20 protein-coding genes are annotated in these 17768 nt (G+C 48.5%); 13 read left to right on the plus strand and 7 right to left on the minus strand.

Features of this window, described 5'->3' with window-relative positions; all coding sequences use genetic code 11:
- Nucleotides 1-119: 119 nt before the first annotated feature.
- Nucleotides 120-740 carry a PilZ domain-containing protein gene (locus ASG16_RS11195; RefSeq protein ID WP_056490424.1) on the minus strand — a complete coding sequence of 207 codons (621 nt, stop codon included), beginning with the start codon at nt 738-740 and terminating at the stop codon, nt 120-122.
- Nucleotides 741-859: 119 nt separating this feature from the next.
- Between ASG16_RS11195 and ASG16_RS30675 the strand changes: the two genes are divergently transcribed.
- Nucleotides 860-1033 (plus strand): YlaF family protein, encoded by a 174-nt coding sequence (locus ASG16_RS30675; protein WP_007722723.1) that lies wholly within the window; start codon nt 860-862, stop codon nt 1031-1033.
- Between the two features lie 11 nt (nt 1034-1044).
- On the opposite strand, the gene ASG16_RS11200 is transcribed toward ASG16_RS30675, so the two are convergent.
- From ASG16_RS11200 to ASG16_RS11210, 3 genes are all read right to left on the minus strand, one after another.
- Nucleotides 1045-2100: a tetraprenyl-beta-curcumene synthase family protein gene (locus tag ASG16_RS11200; RefSeq protein WP_056490427.1), complete on the minus strand. Its 1056-nt coding sequence runs from the start codon at nt 2098-2100 to the stop codon at nt 1045-1047.
- 122 nt (nt 2101-2222) lie between these two features.
- Entirely contained in the window at nt 2223-3161 is a 939-nt protein-coding gene (locus ASG16_RS11205; protein ID WP_056490430.1) for a response regulator, read from the minus strand.
- 4 nt (nt 3162-3165) lie between these two features.
- Nucleotides 3166-4449 carry a sensor histidine kinase gene (locus ASG16_RS11210; RefSeq protein WP_056490433.1) on the minus strand — a complete coding sequence of 428 codons (1284 nt, stop codon included), beginning with the start codon at nt 4447-4449 and terminating at the stop codon, nt 3166-3168.
- Between the two features lie 166 nt (nt 4450-4615).
- Here ASG16_RS11210 and ASG16_RS11215 point away from each other — a divergent pair, with 166 nt between their 5' ends.
- The 3 genes from ASG16_RS11215 to ASG16_RS11225 are packed head-to-tail and all read left to right on the plus strand — an operon-like array spanning nt 4616 to nt 8089.
- Nucleotides 4616-5602, plus strand: coding sequence for a TAXI family TRAP transporter solute-binding subunit (locus tag ASG16_RS11215; RefSeq protein WP_056490436.1), 987 nt, complete (start codon nt 4616-4618; stop codon nt 5600-5602).
- Nucleotides 5603-5608: 6 nt separating this feature from the next.
- Entirely contained in the window at nt 5609-6142 is a 534-nt protein-coding gene (locus ASG16_RS11220) for a DUF1850 domain-containing protein (protein ID WP_056490439.1), read from the plus strand.
- Nucleotides 6143-8089: a TRAP transporter permease gene (locus ASG16_RS11225; RefSeq protein ID WP_056490441.1), complete on the plus strand. Its 1947-nt coding sequence runs from the start codon at nt 6143-6145 to the stop codon at nt 8087-8089. It abuts the gene before it with no gap.
- A gap of 56 nt (nt 8090-8145) precedes the next feature.
- On the opposite strand, the gene ASG16_RS11230 is transcribed toward ASG16_RS11225, so the two are convergent.
- A complete protein-coding gene (locus ASG16_RS11230; RefSeq protein ID WP_056490444.1) occupies nt 8146-9066 on the minus strand; it encodes a CvfB family protein in 921 nt (306 codons plus the stop codon).
- A gap of 190 nt (nt 9067-9256) precedes the next feature.
- On the opposite strand from ASG16_RS11230, the gene ASG16_RS11235 reads away from it, so the two are divergent.
- Nucleotides 9257-10036 (plus strand): undecaprenyl-diphosphate phosphatase, encoded by a 780-nt coding sequence (locus ASG16_RS11235; protein WP_056490447.1) that lies wholly within the window; start codon nt 9257-9259, stop codon nt 10034-10036.
- Between the two features lie 34 nt (nt 10037-10070).
- On the opposite strand, the gene ASG16_RS11240 is transcribed toward ASG16_RS11235, so the two are convergent.
- Entirely contained in the window at nt 10071-10277 is a 207-nt protein-coding gene (locus ASG16_RS11240; protein WP_012684645.1) for a hypothetical protein, read from the minus strand.
- A 64-nt stretch (nt 10278-10341) separates the two neighbouring features.
- Complete coding sequence (locus ASG16_RS11245) at nt 10342-10695, minus strand: toprim domain-containing protein (RefSeq protein ID WP_056490449.1); 354 nt, start codon at nt 10693-10695, stop codon at nt 10342-10344.
- A 135-nt stretch (nt 10696-10830) separates the two neighbouring features.
- Between ASG16_RS11245 and ASG16_RS30885 the strand changes: the two genes are divergently transcribed.
- From ASG16_RS30885 to ASG16_RS11280, 8 genes are all read left to right on the plus strand, one after another.
- Nucleotides 10831-10989 carry a hypothetical protein gene (locus ASG16_RS30885; protein ID WP_167385157.1) on the plus strand — a complete coding sequence of 53 codons (159 nt, stop codon included), beginning with the start codon at nt 10831-10833 and terminating at the stop codon, nt 10987-10989.
- Nucleotides 10990-11038: 49 nt separating this feature from the next.
- A complete protein-coding gene (locus ASG16_RS11250; RefSeq protein ID WP_017250024.1) occupies nt 11039-11329 on the plus strand; it encodes an ArsR/SmtB family transcription factor in 291 nt (96 codons plus the stop codon).
- Between the two features lie 74 nt (nt 11330-11403).
- Entirely contained in the window at nt 11404-12588 is a 1185-nt protein-coding gene (locus ASG16_RS11255) for an MFS transporter (RefSeq protein WP_056490452.1), read from the plus strand.
- An 80-nt stretch (nt 12589-12668) separates the two neighbouring features.
- Nucleotides 12669-13916, plus strand: coding sequence for an MFS transporter (locus tag ASG16_RS11260; protein WP_056490818.1), 1248 nt, complete (start codon nt 12669-12671; stop codon nt 13914-13916).
- Nucleotides 13917-14039: 123 nt separating this feature from the next.
- Nucleotides 14040-15374, plus strand: a complete 1335-nt coding sequence (locus tag ASG16_RS11265) for an ammonium transporter (protein WP_056490455.1) — start codon at nt 14040-14042, stop codon at nt 15372-15374.
- A 49-nt stretch (nt 15375-15423) separates the two neighbouring features.
- Nucleotides 15424-16437, plus strand: coding sequence for a DUF294 nucleotidyltransferase-like domain-containing protein (locus ASG16_RS11270; protein WP_198674218.1), 1014 nt, complete (start codon nt 15424-15426; stop codon nt 16435-16437).
- An 11-nt stretch (nt 16438-16448) separates the two neighbouring features.
- A complete protein-coding gene (locus tag ASG16_RS11275; protein ID WP_056490459.1) occupies nt 16449-17156 on the plus strand; it encodes a 3'-5' exonuclease in 708 nt (235 codons plus the stop codon).
- Between the two features lie 55 nt (nt 17157-17211).
- The gene (locus ASG16_RS11280; protein WP_056490462.1) at nt 17212-17703 is read left to right on the plus strand and encodes a GNAT family N-acetyltransferase; all 492 of its coding nucleotides are present in this window, start codon (nt 17212-17214) and stop codon (nt 17701-17703) included.
- The last annotated feature ends 65 nt before the right edge of the window (nt 17704-17768 follow it).

Below are 17768 nucleotides of genomic sequence, written 5' to 3' on the forward strand. Positions count from 1 at the left end.
AGGGCGTAGGCCGAAGCGTAGACTGGAAATCCGCTTCTTCCCTCCCCTACAGCCCCTCCAATAGCAACCAAAAAGGCAAAAAAAAATTGGTCCCCATTGAACCAATTCACGAAAAATACCTACTCGATTTTCACTTGTCTTCGTTCCTCGATTTGCCGATGCAAAATGTACTTTCGCAGATTGTGAAAATGACGAGCATTGATTCCTTTGATCGTACAGCCGTAAAAATAGTTCGGACCCTCTATTCGCTCATGAATGATAACCAGGTCAGTTTTCACTACCCCATCCGGGCGATTGCGTCCATACAATTCAAAAGAAAAGACAATTTGCTGATCCGCAGGAATCTGTTTGTCTGAGCGGAATGCCAAGCCTCCCAGGCTCAAATTCACCAAGTACACCATTTGACTATAAACGGAAAAAAATGAGTCTGGCTCCTGCGTCGGATACTGAATCCACCCCTTAACTTCCATGTCGAAACGGGGATAGCGTCTGCGCTGTTCCCGAAACTCGATCGCTGTTGGAGAGTGGAACAAAAACAAGCGATGCTTGTCTTTAGCCACGACTACGGCTTCAAACGTATTAATCGTTTCATAATCAGCCGTCAATAGACAAGGGATCTGATCCCCCACCGTGACATCCAATGGGCTGGGAAATAAGGCTTCGATCAAGTCCCCTTCTTCATAGGTAACATGACCTTCTATCACTCGATTCCCTTTTCTAATTTGTATTATGCTTTCCATCTGCGTTCTCCACCACTTCGCACAAATATATTACCGGGATTTCCGAAATCTTTACCTGGATGCTTTTCGCGGAAAATAAGGTATAATGGGAACATTGACAGATAGGAGGTTACAGACCGATGAATCGTTATCAATTGGTAACACTGGCTTTGGCTTTTTTGGTAACCGCCTGTCTCATCGGAGTTGGCATTGCCATTGGGGAAAAAAGCCCCCTCGGTATCCTTGGCTGTATCGTTGTTGCCTTCTCGTTGATGGGATTTGGCTTTTCGTACAAGCGCAAGCATATGCGCTAACCTCTTCTCCGTTATCGCCGTACAAGTAAACTGTTCACATAAAACAGGACAGAGGGCAAGCCCTTTGCCTGCTTCAGCAGTTGTCTAGCGATAGTATAAATGTGTGGCTGGCTCCGATTTACCTTGCGATCCGCGAGATAAAACGCGACTAGCCCGTCCACGATCATACGGTGAAATGCAGGATTTGGCAAGCGTTTAACGCTTGCCTTTGCTTGTTCTATAAAAAGCTTCAAGCGCTCAGTCGCTATCCGTTCCGAATCGTAATAGCTCACGAAGTTTAAATCTCCACCTACTTTATCTTCTTCCAGGTCAATTAAATAGTCTAATAAAATATGTAACCCGCACAGCCACGGAAAGTAAGCTTCACTTACGTTTTGAATTTGCTCTTCCCCTACATCTGGATCAGTCGCCAAGCAAAAAAGCGCGAATATCCCGATAGTCGAGCCTGTGACAGCCGCAAATTCTTGCCAGTGCAAATCGTGATAGCGTTCTTTGTACTGATCCCACCACGTCAACAAGTGATCCTCGCGTAAATGGGGAGCAATGTGCTTGTATACTTGCAAATCGCTATACAAACAAGAAAACTCGAGTATCTTTGCCTGGATTTTTTCATAGGCTGGCAATTGTGCAACATGCTGTTGACAGGTCTGAACCAACCCAACCAAAAAGCCGCCGTCATCCTTATCTTCGCGGTACAAATAATAGTCTCGCAAGGGCGCGCCTGGTGTCAGTGCATCCTGCATCGACACGTGAAGCTGACGGAAGTCTTGCGGATCTAGTGACGTGCTGCGATCACACAGATTATCCAAGTAGTCACTGATTGTTTGGTAGGCGACAATCAGCGGAACAATTGTCTCCACATACGGGATGACTTGTGCTGCATAAACGCATCCCCCTTGGCAGTGAAACTTTTTGGAGTTCATGCTGTCTTGTGCCTGTTTTCTCAGCTCGGGATTGGGAATCGCCTGTGCTCTTTTGTACCAGGCCGCAAACTCTCGCTCCAGAACAGGTTGCACATGACGATAGACTCGGTAAAGTAGCTGCCATGGATTACGTAGTTCGCTCACTTATTTCCCTCCCAAAACAAATGTAAAACGGAGGCATTCCAAAGCTTTTACCAGCTTACATCGAAGCCCTCGCTCATGACCAATAGAAATATCTTATCACATTTGGATGCCCACTCCAAAAGTCAGCCCTGAAATACACCAATTCGCCTTTTTGACTCCATATAGAGTACAAAAATAAACTTTTTGGTATTGATACGAGTAGAAGAGATCGTCATTTCCATCTGATTCTCCAGCTCCAGCATGCGTTTTCGCACCTCAGTAAAATCGAAGAATGTGGTCGCATAGCTCTCGAATTTGGGATTACTGTAATCAGTCAGCCCAAGGGAAGCCAGATGCGTTAATGCCTGATAGATCGCTCTGCGAACCCGCTGCTCGGCTGCCTTTGTTTCCTTTTGAATCAGGACCGTCCCTCCCTTCCCCAGCTTGCGGGCTGCAATCGCCCAAAAAATATCGCGTAAAGGTGGGAGATTCACCTCCCCATCCCTTTCCTTCTCCCAGCGATACAGCCACTCCATCATGTCGAGTAAATCTTTGCTGCCTTTTTCGCTGATCATCCCCAGTTCCGTTAAGAGAAATCGTGCGGAAGACAAGATGGCCTTTTCAGGATACGATGCTTCTTTGGAAAGTGCTGGCGTCACGTTCATACTGCCGGACAGAACGGAAAGCGACCGCTGAATACCCTCGATGGATTGCTGGAGCAATATGCGTTCCCGTACCTTTTGTAGAACACTGATGACCTCCAGACGATTCACCGGTTTGGTCACGTAGTATTCAATCCCTGTCGCATACGCCTCAGCGATCATCTCCTTCGTTTCGATTTGCGAGATCATGACAATTTTGCCTGTAAAACGCCTCAACTGGCGCACTGTTTCAATGCCATCTCGATTCGGCATCAAAAGATCAATCAACAAGATGTCTACTTGCTTCCAATTCAAGAAATCGTGGTCAATTTGTGAGCCATCCTCTGCTTCCCCACATACCTCTCCCAAATCAGCATCCTCAATCATTTGACCGAGCATGAATCGAATCCCAGGATCGTCGTCCACGATGAAGTAGCGCATGAGGTCACCCTTTCTGAATCAGAGTTGCGATTGGCAGGCGAATACAAAACTGTGTTGTTTGTCCGCATGAGTCCTCGGATAAATCAATCATTCCTTGGAGACTGGCTGTCACTTCCTTGACGTAGGATAGCCCAATTCCCGTGGAAGGCCTGCCTGATACGTCGTATTTGGTAGTAAATCCAGGCATGAACAAGAGCCCCTTGTCCTTCACCACAATGCCTGGCCCATCATCGGTTACAACAAAATGAATCCACTCCCGACTCTCGTCAATCGAAGCCACGATCGATACCATCCCCCGGTCGCGGATGGCTTCGACACTGTTGCCGACCAGATTGTTGATGAGTGAGAGTGTCGTGTAAATGTGGCAAGCGAGATACGGCACCTCCACATTCGTTTCAAACTGAATGTCCTTCTCCAACATTCTCGCGTACTTTCGTTGCCCCTGAACAATGATGGCTATCAATTCGCCCAGTGGCATATAGTCACGTTCTTTCTCGTCAGAAATCAGCTTGGAGAGCCCTGCATATATGCGTTGATTGTCCTTTTTCACTTCATGCACTTGCCCAGCAAGGGACAGCAGCCGCTTCGCGTATCGCTTGCTCGTCCCAACCTTGTGCTCCACATCGTTCATCTCGCGATACAGCTCATAGCAGTCACGCGTGATTTCCTCAACCTGATGCAATGTCTTTTTTAGAAGAACTGCTTCCTCGTACAAATTGGAGATGAGCATCAACATCTGCTCGTTTCGATTGCGCTGTTGCTTTTCCATCCATTTCGCCTGACGCAGTTGAATCATATTGAAAAAACTAAGAACAAAAAAACTGCGTATTAATGCAATGACAGCAATCGGCCCTACGACCTCCAGCCTTAAGACTCCCTCCAAGGACACAGCACGAAAGGACAGCTCTACCAAATTGGCTGCTATTTCTGCGCCTGTCCCCAACAATCCCACCCAAAGCGGTCGATGATGTAGTGTATTAACGCGAAAGAGCGAGAATAGACAAGCAAAGGAAGCGTAATAGCAAAATGCGGGGAAGTGCATCTGAAGAGATGACAGAAACGAAAAGGCATCGCCATACAAAAAATCCAAGACTATTCTAAATAGAACAACAATTATTCCTGTTACTATTCCTGCCACTAAAGAAGGACGCAGCCACAATAAAAAAAAGAAAAAAGCCGTTGTACCAAAGCTAATGCGAAAATCATCTTGAAACGGATGAAATTTGAGCTCCCCGGCAATCGGGACAGCAATGAGCATAAGCAGCAGGATCGAAATGGTCTCTCTCATAAAATGTAGCCCGCACTTCCTCCTATGAAATTGTTCAAAAAATCGTTAACGTTTATTTCTTAGTTTACTATATTTTTCTATAGATTTTTGTAGTTTTTTATAGACCTCCCCTTACAATGCCAAAGAAAGTAATATAAACAGAACATTTAGATTAGGGGGAATTATCTTGAAGAAGCGTCATTTTCTTCTCTCGCTCACACTGCTTCTGTCCATGTCGCTCATGACGGCATGTGGTGGCGGCAACTCGACACAAGGAGGTACAGGTGGAGGAAGCGCCGATCCTTCCCAACTAATTATTGCGACAGGCGGTACAGGCGGCACTTATTTCCCACTCGGTGGTGGCATGGCTGACCATATCACGAAAAATGCTGGCATCACTGCTACAGCCCAAGCCACAGGCGCTTCAGCAGAAAATATCCGCCTCATTCGTGATAAAAAGGCGGACATTGCCTTCACGCAAAACGACATTGCCGAGTATGCGTCAAAGGGAACAAACATGTTCCAGCAAGACGGTAAAATTGATTCCTTCCAAGCCCTGGGCGCTCTCTATGATGAGACCATCCAAATCGTCGTCTCTGCTGACAGCAATATAAAAAGCGTTGCCGATTTGAAAGACAAGCGTGTATCCGTAGGCGCTCCGGGAAGCGGCACAGAAGTGAACGCTCAGCAAATTTTGGAAGCATACGGTATGACCTTTGAAGATACCAAGCTCCAGCGTCTCTCCTTTGCTGACTCCGCCAAAGCCATTCAGGACGGTCAATTGGATGCTGCCTTCCAAACTGCCGGTACGCCCACCGCAGCAATCACGGAGCTGGCAGCGACAACTGGCGTAAAAATCATTCCTATTGACGCGGACAAAATCGATGCCATCATCGCCAAATACCCTTACTACGTAAAGACAACAGTCCCTGCCAATACATACCAAACCGTTCCAGAAGAAGTGACAACCGTCTCCGTCAAATCGATGCTCTTGATTCGCTCCGATCTCAGTGAAGACCTCGTGTACAAAGTAACAAAGGCGATCTTTGAGAACAGCGACAAGCTCGGTCACGCCAAAGCCAAGGAAATCAAGCTGGAGAACGTGAAGAACGGCGTCAGCATCCCTGTTCACCCAGGTGCCCAAAAGTACTTCGACGAAAAAGGCGTGAAGTAAAGCCAGATGGTTTTTATCCAAGCAGTAACAAAGGGAAGAGGGCGGACGTTGTTCCGCCTTTTCTCCTTCTTTCTTCTCGTCATTGTCATTTATGTGGGCATCTCCACTCCGCTGATTCACGCTCTGGTTATCCGGGATACACGGTCGAATCAGGTGGTTTGGAGTGCCAATATCCAGGATGAAGCATCCTTTGGCATCCGCTGGACTCATTCTATTCATCTCTCCACAATCGAGGAGCAATACCGGATTGTAGACGGTCAAATTATTTTATCGGAGATGAGCTTTCACGACTACGGTATCGGCATGGAAAATGAATTGGCTCCCGGCGAGGAGCTGATTCTGGCCGATGGACGATTCCACATTCGCAATATGCAGCGCTCTTTTCCTGCCATACGGCTTTTTATCGGGCAAGTACGGGCTAATCATACGTTGCTTTTCGCTGGACAGGATATTCCGTTGAGCTTGATCGACAAGCCGGGAGAAGCCATTACGATTCAGGCAGAAAAGCGATCCATTCTGAGCGAGTTAGGAGGTTACTAGATGAGTACAACATCCAATATGAACCAGCAAGAAATGGATAAGCTGATCGCGCAATACGATAAGGAATCAGCCACACGCCAGCTCGCGGGTCCCATGAAGTGGATCTCTTTTGGTCTACTTGTCCTCTTCTCCCTGTACCAGTTATCCAGCACGCTTTTCTTCACGCTGCCTCCCCAGATTCATCGTCCGATCCACTTGGCCTTCGGACTGGTACTTGTCTATTTGTTGTATGCAGGGACATCCAAAGGCAACAAGAACAAAATCGGAATCGTGAACATGGTTCTCGCCCTGTTAGGCGTCTTCGTGTCACTGTATTGGGTTATTGACTACGAAGGACTTGTGACCCGAACAGGCAACTATACGACGATGGATATGGTTGTCGGCGGTATTGCTGTCGTGCTTGTCCTAGAGGCTGCACGACGAGTCGTCGGAATTCCAATCGCTCTAATCGCCACCATTTTTCTTTTATACACCTACTTCGGACCTTACATGCCAGGCTTTTTGGAGCATCGAGGCAGTGATATCGAGCGGATTATCGGACACAGCTACTACACACTAGAGGGTATTCTCGGTACGCCGCTCGCCGTTTCCTCTACCTTTATCTTTTTGTTTGTGCTGTTTGGCGCGTTTCTCGAAAAAACAGGGGTCGGTGAGTATTTTAACGATTTGTCCCTGGTCATTGCAGGCAAACGAATCGGCGGTCCTGCAAAGGTGGCCGTTTTTTCCAGCGCTCTACAAGGGACGATTAGCGGCAGCTCTGTTGCCAATGTCGTTACCTCTGGTGCCTTTACCATCCCGATGATGAAACGGCTCGGCTATCGTTCCGAATTTGCCGCGGCGGTGGAAGCCTCGTCCTCTACTGGTGGACAAATTATGCCACCTGTAATGGGGGCTGCTGCCTTTTTGATGGCGGAGTTCATCGGCGTTCCTTACTTGGAAATCGCCAAATCAGCGATTCTTCCTGCGATTTTATTTTTCGTGGGCATCTGGATTATGACGCACTTCGAAGCAAAGCGCCTCGGGTTGCGCGGGCTCTCGAAGGAAGAACTGCCGAACAAAAAAGAAGTTTTGAAAAAAATGTACTTGCTCCTCCCCATCGTGATCATTATTACAGCCTTGATGATGAACATATCAGCCGAGCGCGCCGCAATTATCGGTATCGTCTCCACAATCATTGTAGGAGCCTTCCGCAAAGAAACCCGCATGTCTATTGCTGATATTTTAGAAGCGCTTGCCTCAGGTGCCAGAATGGCTCTCGGCGTCGTCGCTGCAACTGCGTGTGCCGGGATCATTGTCGGTACGATTACGTTGACAGGGATTGGGTTGAAGCTGGCAAACGGTCTGATTGATCTGGCTGGCGGCCAGCTTTTGCTTACGTTGTTCTTTACCATGATCGCATCGCTCATTTTGGGAATGGGAACGCCAACAACGGCGAACTACATTATCACTTCGACCATCGCAGCTCCAGCGCTCATTCAATTGGGCGTTCCTCCTATCGCGGCGCACATGTTTACGTTCTACTTCGGAATCGTCGCAGACATCACGCCGCCGGTTGCACTTGCTGCCTTCGCTGCTTCAGGCATTGCCAAGTCAAAGCCAATCCGGACAGGCGTAGAATCAACACGGCTATCAATCGCGGCTTTTATGGCTCCCTATATTTTCGTCATCTCTCCAGCCTTGCTGCTAATTAATACTACCTTGTTGGAATCCATTTGGGTTATGCTGACTTCAACGCTTGGGATGATCGGGGTGGGAGCGGGGTTAATCGGCTACTGGATGTCCAAGCTAAACGTCTTGGAGCGTATCCTCGCGCTTGCAGGTGGTGTTCTCGCGGTCATTCCTGGAATCGAAACGGATATTGCTGGTATTATTTTACTAGGGCTCGTTTTTTCGTTGTCGTATTACAAAGCCCGCAAACAAAAACAATCTGTGCAAACAACACTGTGAAACATAACAAAAAGCCCTCCTTTGCGCATGTTCATGCAAAGAAGGGCTTTCCCTGTTTATTCGTCTTTGTCGGTTCGAATGATTTTGGTCCAGCCGTCTACTTGCTCCACGCGGCGTTCCTTCATTAGCTTGCCGAGTGCCCGCTTGAAGCTGGACTTGCTCATTTGGAATTTTTCTCGGATGACGTCCGCTTCTGTCGAATCGGTATAAGGCATCGCCCCGTCACGATTGATCAAATAGTGCAGCAGCTTGTCCGCATCTTCGCCATACTGCACTTCCTTGCGCTCTTTCATGGAACCATTCAGACGGCCATCCTCACGTACAAAGCTGATGCGGCAGCGCACCGTTTGTCCGAGGCGCAGTCGCCCTACCATTTCATCACGATGAATGAAAAGGATATGCTCGTCCTCCGTCAACAGGAATGCACCTGCTTGAATCACTTTGTAGACCGTACCTTCGACAGACTTGTTTTTCATACTCTGATCTGCCATTGCTGCGATCTTGACGATTTCGTTTTCAGTGACCGGCTTTGCCAAGAGTCTGCCGAGCTTGTCTTGCTTCAGCGCTACCAGCATTTGATCCTTGGGACGCGGCCATTCATCACTATGCTTGGGCAGGTCATCGATGAACAGGAGCAGATCCTTGTTAATGCCGTTGTCCAGGAATACACCCATGCGCGGAGAAATGTCCACTACTTCCAGCCAGCCGTATTCACCCATGCCTACATGAGGCATGTCCATGGTCGCAGCCAGTCGGTTTTCGTGATCATGGTACAAAAACACTTCGACCTCATCATCGATATGTAAACGCTCGTGCGCTTCATTGGCATGGAGAAACACTTCATCTTTGCCATCGCTTAAAAAATAGCCGATTTCCGTTTTTCGCGCTACCGTCATGGTAAGCGTCATCCCTGCCGCCAAATTGCCGTTCTGAATGATTTGGGGCTCACGCTTTTCACGCATTTGTCTTTTGTACATATGTATTTTTTCCTCGCTCTCTACCATTGTGCACACTAACTATACCCATCTCCCGTAAGAAAATACCACAACTTTTTTCTAACAAAATAACGATGTCCAACGAAATAGGCAAGTCTTCCATTCACGGACATACATATGACAGTAAGACTGGCTTGGCCCTACTTTTTCAAGACTGGAGTGACTCTTGCCTATGCTGTTGTTGCTTGAACATATTTTTCTTGGCATTGTACAAGGCTTGACTGAATTTTTACCGATATCCAGCACGGGTCATCTCGTCCTGTTTCGCAAAATGTTTGGCATGCAGGAGGTAGGCCTTTTATTTGACACGATGCTCCATTTCGGTACGCTGATCGCTGTCGTTATCGTCTTTTGGCCACAGGTTCGTTATATCATCATGAATCCGATGAGTAAGCTGACCAAGCTATTGGTCGTAGGTACAATCCCTACGGCAGTGATCGGACTCGCCTTTGAGGATTATTTTGAAGAAATCTCCCAGACAGGCATTACGATCGGGTGGGAATTTCTTGCGACGGGCGCGATCCTCTGGGCGGTGGAGTCCATGCGCCGTGGAAATCGGAGATTCGAGGAAATCAACTACACGGACGCCCTCATCATCGGGACACTGCAAGGTGCTGCGATTCTGCCAGCTATTTCACGCTCCGGACTGACGATTGCCGGTGCACTCCTGCGCGGAATCGACCGTGCTGACGCTGCTCGCTTTTCGTTTTTAATATCCTTGCCTGCGATTCTGGGGGCTTGTGTCCTACAAACAGCCAAGCTCGTAGAAACACCGCTTGAAACAGCCTTATTGATCCCAATGCTCGTGGGCACTATGTTTGCCGGACTAGCTGGATATGTTGCCATTCGCTGGATGCTTACCATCATCAGTACAGGCTCGATGAAGGGCTTCGCCATCTACGTCTGGGTATTGGGTGGGTTCATTTTACTCATGCAGCTCTTGGGCTGGTAATGCGAAAAAAGCCGGCTGCTTGCTCGCCGGCCTTTCATCTGCTTTCTTCCTTGTCTGGATAACGGCTGGCAATTAATTTGCCCACCAATAAAATAACGCCGTAGAATGCTGTTGCCAAAAGCGAGGTAGCCAGCCACGTCGCTGTCCCCAGCACCAGATAGAGCGCGGCGTGAGCGACAAAGATACCTACCAGCCACACCATAATATTCATTCGATTAAAAAACGTCATCAAACTACGCAATTGCTTCGCACCTCCACCATTCCATTTACTACTGTTATAGCCGATGAAACGGTGTTTTATCCCCTTACCGCTCTCCAAGATCAGGATGAGGCACAATAACCGCAAAGCCTGCTCGCTCCAAAATTTCTGCCAGTACCGAAAGAGGCGTGTCTGCAACCTCTCTGTACATTTTCGGCGTATGCAGATGGATCGCATCGGGAAAGTCTTCACTTAAATGCGATCGCAATTTTTTCCCGCTGTCATCTTCATCCGTAAATAGGTATACCTCATCTGCATCTTCCGTTTGAGCGAGCAGCTTCTCCCCTTTTTCCAAGCTGTAGGAACCGTATGTACAAAGAATGGTGACAGGCTCAGCCAGCACCCGAAGCAAGCGTTCTTTGTCTGTCTTTCCCTCCACGATCATGACACACCCTGCCATCCGCTCCCCTCCTCCCTGACTCACGCACTTTTTTATAGTATATCTCAACATCCATCTAGGAAAATGAGGATGACTACTCCTCTTCGAAACAAGACATCTTAAAGAAGCATCCATCTACAAACAGGAGGTAGTAACATGTCCAAATTCAAAAGCGCCAAAAACCTGAATCAAAAAGGATTAGCTGTAGCAGGGCTAACCAGTAGTACGGTTGCCGATGATACGCATACCGAAGACAACCAAGGATCTTCCTATCAGCATCAACACAACAACGAAAACATGAAGAATCAAAAATAAAAGGAATGAAATGGTTGCCTGAATAGAGTTTCCTTAGTAAGATAGTTTTATGAATATTGAACAACTTGAACTAACCGAAAAGCGTATCAAGATTTTTAAAGCGTTGGCAGATGAGACAAGGTTAGCCATTTTAAAGACTTTGTATCATTCCGGCAACGAACTGAATTGTACAGAAGTAGGCTTTACCTGCGACACTTCCAAGTCCAATGCCTCCTATCACTTCAAGACACTTCGAGAGGCGGGGCTGATCAAAGTCAGAAAGGATGGGCAAGCAAGGTACATGAGCATATATAAAGAAACCTTCGATCAAATACTGCCTGGATTTTTAGATACCTTGTGATTGGTATCCTTTTTTTGTCTGTTAGTTCAAAAGTTATTTAACTATAGAATAATAAAACAAAGAGGAGAGTTTTTATGGAGCGCCTATTTTTAACCATCTTTTTCTTCACCATGTTTTTGATCGGTACGAATACATTTATCATTAGTCCACTGCTGCCGACCTTGCGAGAGTTATATCATGTATCCACGAACCAGGCAGCCTGGCTAATCGGAACTTATGCTCTCGGATTTGCTTTGGCCGCTATCGTCGCCGGTCCACTATCTGATAATCGAAACAGGAAGCATGTGATGGCAGTCGGCATGCTTGGATTTGCCCTTTCCACACTTGCATGCGCCTTTGCGACTAGCTTCACCGCAATGCTCTTCTTTCGTTTCCTTGCCGGGATCTGTTCTGCCTTTATCGGTCCTCAGGTGTGGGCTGCCATTCCTGTTTTGTTTTCCCCTGCTCGTATCGGAAAAGCAATGGGGGTTGTCATGGCAGGTCTTTCGGTTTCCCAAGTGATTGGTGTACCTATCGGCAGTTTTCTGTCAGCTTATCATTGGTCGTTTCCTTTTTTGGCTGTAGGAATTGCTTCTCTCGGAGCTTTTGTACTCATAATGCGAAAACTTCCTGATTTATTGCCTGCTACCTCCGTAGCCGGACTTGGTACAAATAACGCCCGAGTGGCTATTTTTGCACGTTACAAGGATCTGTTGCGACTGCCTCAAGCTTCACGCAGCTTCATCGGTTATTTCGTTTTCATGACCGGTGTCTATGCAGTCTTTTCATTCTATGGCGTATGGCTTTCCGATCAATATCAGCAATCCGTTACCGAAATTGGCTTGATCACTTTGGTTATCGGGCTTGGCAACACCGTTGGCAGCTTACTCAGCGGTTGGTTACTCGAGCGTTGGAAGAGAAATACGATTTTGACTGTTGGGTTTCTGGGCAGCGCCCTGCTCTATCTTGTTTTGCCTTACATACCGGGAGTTGGTTTTTTGCAGGTTGTCCTCTTCTTCATGTACTGCTTCGGCGGTGTACTCGTGCCTGTCCTGATGGGTTACTTGCAATCATTGTCCGACACCTCGCGTGGTACCATATCGAGCTTGGCCAACGCTTGCATGTACATAGGGACTTTCATTGCCTCTTCATTCGCAGGCAGTTTGTATTCGATTTTTGGTTTCGCAGGGGTCAGCACCTTCGCGACCTTCACTTTTCTTATCGCTTATTTTCTCTTTGTCTGGAGGACTGGTAAATTACATGTAACCGCACAAGCATGAGTCCTTTACTTTCCCTCTGCGCCTTGCTACGCTATGATCAAATTCATTTTATCGCAGTCAGCAGGACGGAGAGGGTCAACGTGGATTCATCCCCATCTTTATGGAAAAACAGTTCGTTTCTCAAACTCTGGCTCGCACAAATGACGGCAAGCATCGGTGATCAGTGCTACAGCTTCGCATTACTCTGGTATTTACTGCAAGCAACCAAATCGGGTACGGTGCTGAGCTTGCTCGTGATCCCGGAAATGGTGGCGGGTCTCATGTTTTACCTCGTCGGCGGGGTCATGGCTGATCGGTACAGCCCACGCATGCTCATGGTGGGAGCGGATGTTGCGCGAATTGTTGTCGCAATCATGGTTGGCATCCTGGTCTACATGGGTGTGGAAGAGTTTGCTTTTTTTCTGGCAGCTCAATTCTTATTGGGGTTGTTCTCCAGTCTGTTTCAGCCAGCACGGACTGTTGCGCTCAAATCAGTGGTTCCCCAAGAACAGCTAGGACGAGCAAATGCCATCTTGGACACGACTTTCCGGACGATTCGGATTATTGCGCCAATGTCAATTGGACTAGTCGCTTCGATTATGCCGCTGTCTACTTTGTTTTTTGTGAACGCAGGCAGCTATTTGATATCCGTCTTGTTTCTTTATGCCATTCGTATTTCGTTAACCGATCAACAGCGAATGTCTACGACGAAAATGACACCCAGCCAGTACGCCCGGGATATTGCCTCAGGTTTACAGGAGCTCAAACAGAATCGTGCTCTGTTCTTGATTCTTCTCTTTAGCAATATGGGCTTTCTCGTCTGGCAGGTCACTTATACGGTGGGTTTCCCGTTTATGGCCGAACGCATGCAGCAAGGAAACGGAAGTACACTAGCTGTCTTGTTGGGCTTTTACGGGATCGGAAACTTGCTGGGAAGCCTGTACATGGCTCGAACGTTCTACAGCCGCTATTTGTTTATCATTTTGATTGGATGGGTGTTTCAGGCAATCGGATTCCTGTTGCTTACGACAGGAGGCACCGCTCACTGGATTGCCTTCCTCGGAGCAGCCGTTGCAGGGTTCGGTGGACCGCTCATTGGTATCCCGACCGTGACTGCCATTCAAATCAAAGCAACGAGCAGCAGTACAGGCAAAATATTTGCGATCAACATGCTCATGTTCACCTTCTTTTCTACCTTGTCCAGCAGCCTAGGCGCCATCTGGATGGGCAAATGGCCTGTCGAGCAGCTCTTCCTCGTCAGTGGACTATTCCTCGCGGTCATGAGCTTCGCAGGCTTCCTGATTGAAAAACGAAAACCAACCACACAACACCAATCCTCCTCCGCTTAAGACGGAAGGATTGGTGTTTTCTCATTATTTGCAAAAAACAATTGCAACTGGAATTTTCATGTCATATAATCTGACATAAATAAATTAGTGTCAGGTTATGTGACACAGAAATGAGGTAGATGGATGGAACCTACTGTCGCAAGTCTCTCATCTGCCATTGACGCCACATGGGTCATGGTCTCAGCCATTCTGGTTATTCTCATGCAGGTTGGATTCGCCCTGCTGGAAGCTGGTTCTACTCGCATGAAGAACGCTGGTCACGTCGCAGGTAAAACAGTCCTTACCTTTGGCATCTGCTCGATTGCTTTTTGGGCGTTTGGCTTTGGTCTGACGTTTGGAGACGGCAACTCTTTCATCGGACTTTCCGGATTCTTTTTTGACGGCATGCAAAAAGACGCTTTCTCCGCTTTTTCTGCTGCAACTGTTCCTATCTCGATTCTCTTCCTCTTTCAACTCGCTTTTGCGGCCGTTTCACTCGCGATCGCCTGGGGCGGTTTTGCTGAACGCGCCAAGCTGTCCATTTATTTTATTTTCAGCGTATTGTTTACTGTCCTCATCTATCCTGTCGTCGGTCACTGGGTATGGGGCGGCGGTTGGTTGGCACAGCTAGGAATGCAAGACTTCGCTGGTTCTACGGTTGTTCATCTCCAAGGTGCCATCGTCGCACTCGTCGCCACTATCCTTTTGAAGCCTCGCATTGGAAAATACAATCGCGACGGCAGCTCCAATCTGATTCCCGGTCACAACCAGGTCTACTCTGTCTTAGGTGTCCTGTTTCTTTGGATCGGCTGGTTCGGCTTTAACGCCGGTTCCACGCTCGGTAGCACATCTGGATTTTTCGGCTATATCGCCGTCACTACCAATCTCGCTACCGCAGCAGGCGCTGTCGCCGCTCTCGCCATCTCCTGGATCGTCATGGGAAAAGCAGATATCCCAAGCATGCTCAACGGCGTCCTCGCCGCTCTCGTCGCGATTACAGCATCCTGCGCCTTCGTCGATCCGTGGGCAGCCGTCGTGATCGGCGCAGTGTCAGGTATTCTTACATTCTATACATCCATTTGGTTTGACCGCATGGGAATTGATGATCCTGTCTTCGCTTTTTCCGTGCATGGGGTGGCTGGTATTTGGGGAACGTTGTCCACTGGTTTATTCGCTACCCCGGAGCTGGCCCAAAAGGTCGGCGTAGGCGGTCCTGGGCTGTTTTATGGCGGCGGCCTGCACCAGTTAGGGATTCAAGCATTGGGCTTGGCCGGCTCCGCGCTCTACGTCTTCTTAGTAGCCTTCATCATTTTGTATGTGTTAAAAGTAACCATTGGCCTGCGAGTCACAGAAGAGGAAGAGGTGGTTGGTCTTGACCTTAGCGAACACGGGGGATACGGTTATCCCGAACTACTCCAGCCTGAACGCGTACGATCGGCTGCATCTACTCAAAGCAGCACCTCTCACTCTCTCACCTGAACAAGTGGAAAAGATACGGAATGTTGACTCCTTTGGCGAGCTGGCCTTATTGCGACGAGAATTGCTGGACCCTTCTGTCTTGCGCCCATTGAATCGCGCAGGGGAATTGGCCCCCTATTCGATCGTCGTCAATCTGATTCACGACAATCTCATCCGACAAGGGGTGCTCCTCGCAGTGAACGGCCTTGCCAAAAGGGGCTTGGGTACCCCTCCCGTCCCCTTTGCCTTTTTGCAATTCGGCAGTGGTGGCCGGTCAGAGCAAGCACTCTTCAGCGATCAGGATAACGGCCTCGTCTATCAACTCCCAGATCATCTGGGCGAACAGGACACAGAAAAGATACATGGCTACTTTCAGTTGCTGGGGGCGACGATCGTTGCTGGTTTGGAGTTAGCCGGCTATCCTCCCTGCCAAGGGAACGTCACTTGCCTCTCTCCAAAATGGCGAGGCAGCACCGAACAATGGCTGGACCAAATAGACAGATGGGTCTCTCACCCCATCTGGGAAAACGCTCGTTATTTACTGCTCGCAAGTGATGTGCGTGTCTTATGGGGTGAATCGACCATTTTTACTCCCGTCCATGAACGCTTCCGTCAATTGCTTGCAGGGAATGGCTTCTTGCTAAACCGACTGGTGAGCAATACGTTGCATTATCGGGTACCACTCGGAATCTTTGGCAGAGTTTTACCTGAGGTCCATGGACGCTTCCGCGGCGCCATCAATGTGAAGTACGGCATTTATTTGCCACTGGTGAATTGTGTACGGCATTTTGCCTTGGCGCATGGCATCTTTGCCAGCTCTACCTTGGAACGATTGGATCTACTCGGCGAAAAAGGAGTCTGGAGCAAAAGCTTCTGTGACGAAGTAGCCGCATACTTCCGGCAAATTCAAGGTCTGCGACTGATCGCCCCACTCCATTGGGAAGATGGGCAATACACGAGCAATAGCTATATCAAACTAGGGGAGCTTTCTCCTGACACCCAAGTGATGGTACGACAGTCGATGAAGCTGGCAATCCGCCTGCAAAAAATGACAGAAAAGCTCCCGTCCGTTTTTGGGGGATAGGAGGAGATTGCGTGGCAAAATGGGACTTATTCGGACGCATTTGGCATATGAGCCGGGCTATACCACATATAGCAGATGACAAACAGCACATCGCCTATCTGCGCTCCATCTCCAAAACGAATAAACCAGTCGATTCTAGTGCCGATATTCCTCTGCACAATCTGGAGGTTGTCGTTGTCGACCTGGAAACGACCGGTTTTTATCCCGATCACGGAGACGCGATTATTTCGATGGGAGCAGTCGCCATGAGAGGAGAACACCTCCTCCTCGGCGATTCTTTTTATACGCTGGTCAATCCCGGGCGGGCGATTCCTCCACACATCCGCTCTCTCACGGGGATTACCGATGATATGGTTGCCGATGCCCCGCCGCTATTAGAGGCTTTGTCCCGCTTTTTTCAATTCGTCGGAGATCGTCCGCTCGTCGCCCATCACTCTCGCCATGAGCGCGAATTTTTACGATCTGGACTTTGGAAAACGAGCCGGCGTCCGTTTACCCATCGCATGCTGGATACGATGCTGCTCATCCGATTGTTGAGTAATCCGATTGGCAACGGCTCACTCGACGCACTCTGTGCAGCACACGACATCCCGATCTCACGCAGGCATCATGCTTACTGTGACGCTGTTGCCGCTGGTACGCTCTGGGCGAAGTATTTGGTGAAAGCACAATCCCAAGGCTTTACAAACCTGCGGCAGGTTTACGAGGCCGTACGCTAGAAGTAGTTCGAACAAGTTCAACTAGTCCTACCAACCAACATGAGGAGAGAATATCATGCTACAGATCAGAGACGCAGTTCTGGGTGACCTGCCCGCTATGCTCGCTATTTACAACTACGCGGTGGAAAACCTGGTTGCAACATTTGACTTGGAGCCACAGACCTTGGCCCAGCGCGAAGAGTGGTTTCACAAGCACGGTGGTAGACATCCGATCATCGTCGCCGAATACGAAGGGAAAGTGATCGGATATTGCAGTCTGTCCGTTTTCCGTGAGAAGCCCGCCTATCAAAAATCTACGGAACTGTCTATTTATATCGCCCCTGATCAAAGCGGGAAAGGTGTCGGCACTACCTTGATGAGTGCGATTCTGGAGCGCGCCAAACAACTCGAATACCACACGATCGTGAGCGGAATCGTAGGTGGCAATGACGCCAGTGTGAAGCTGCACGAGAAATTCGGCTTTTCCTTGGCAGGGAAGTTTCAAGAGGTGGGATTTAAATTCGGAGAGTGGCACAATGTTCATTTTTATCAATGGATGGTCAAGTAACAGCATGCGAAAAGCCGACACCCCTTTCCACAAGGAAGTGTCGGCTTATTTGTTGTGTAGGAATC

The organism is Brevibacillus sp. Leaf182 (assembly GCF_001423865.2).
Classification (GTDB): domain Bacteria; phylum Bacillota; class Bacilli; order Brevibacillales; family Brevibacillaceae; genus Brevibacillus; species Brevibacillus brevis_C.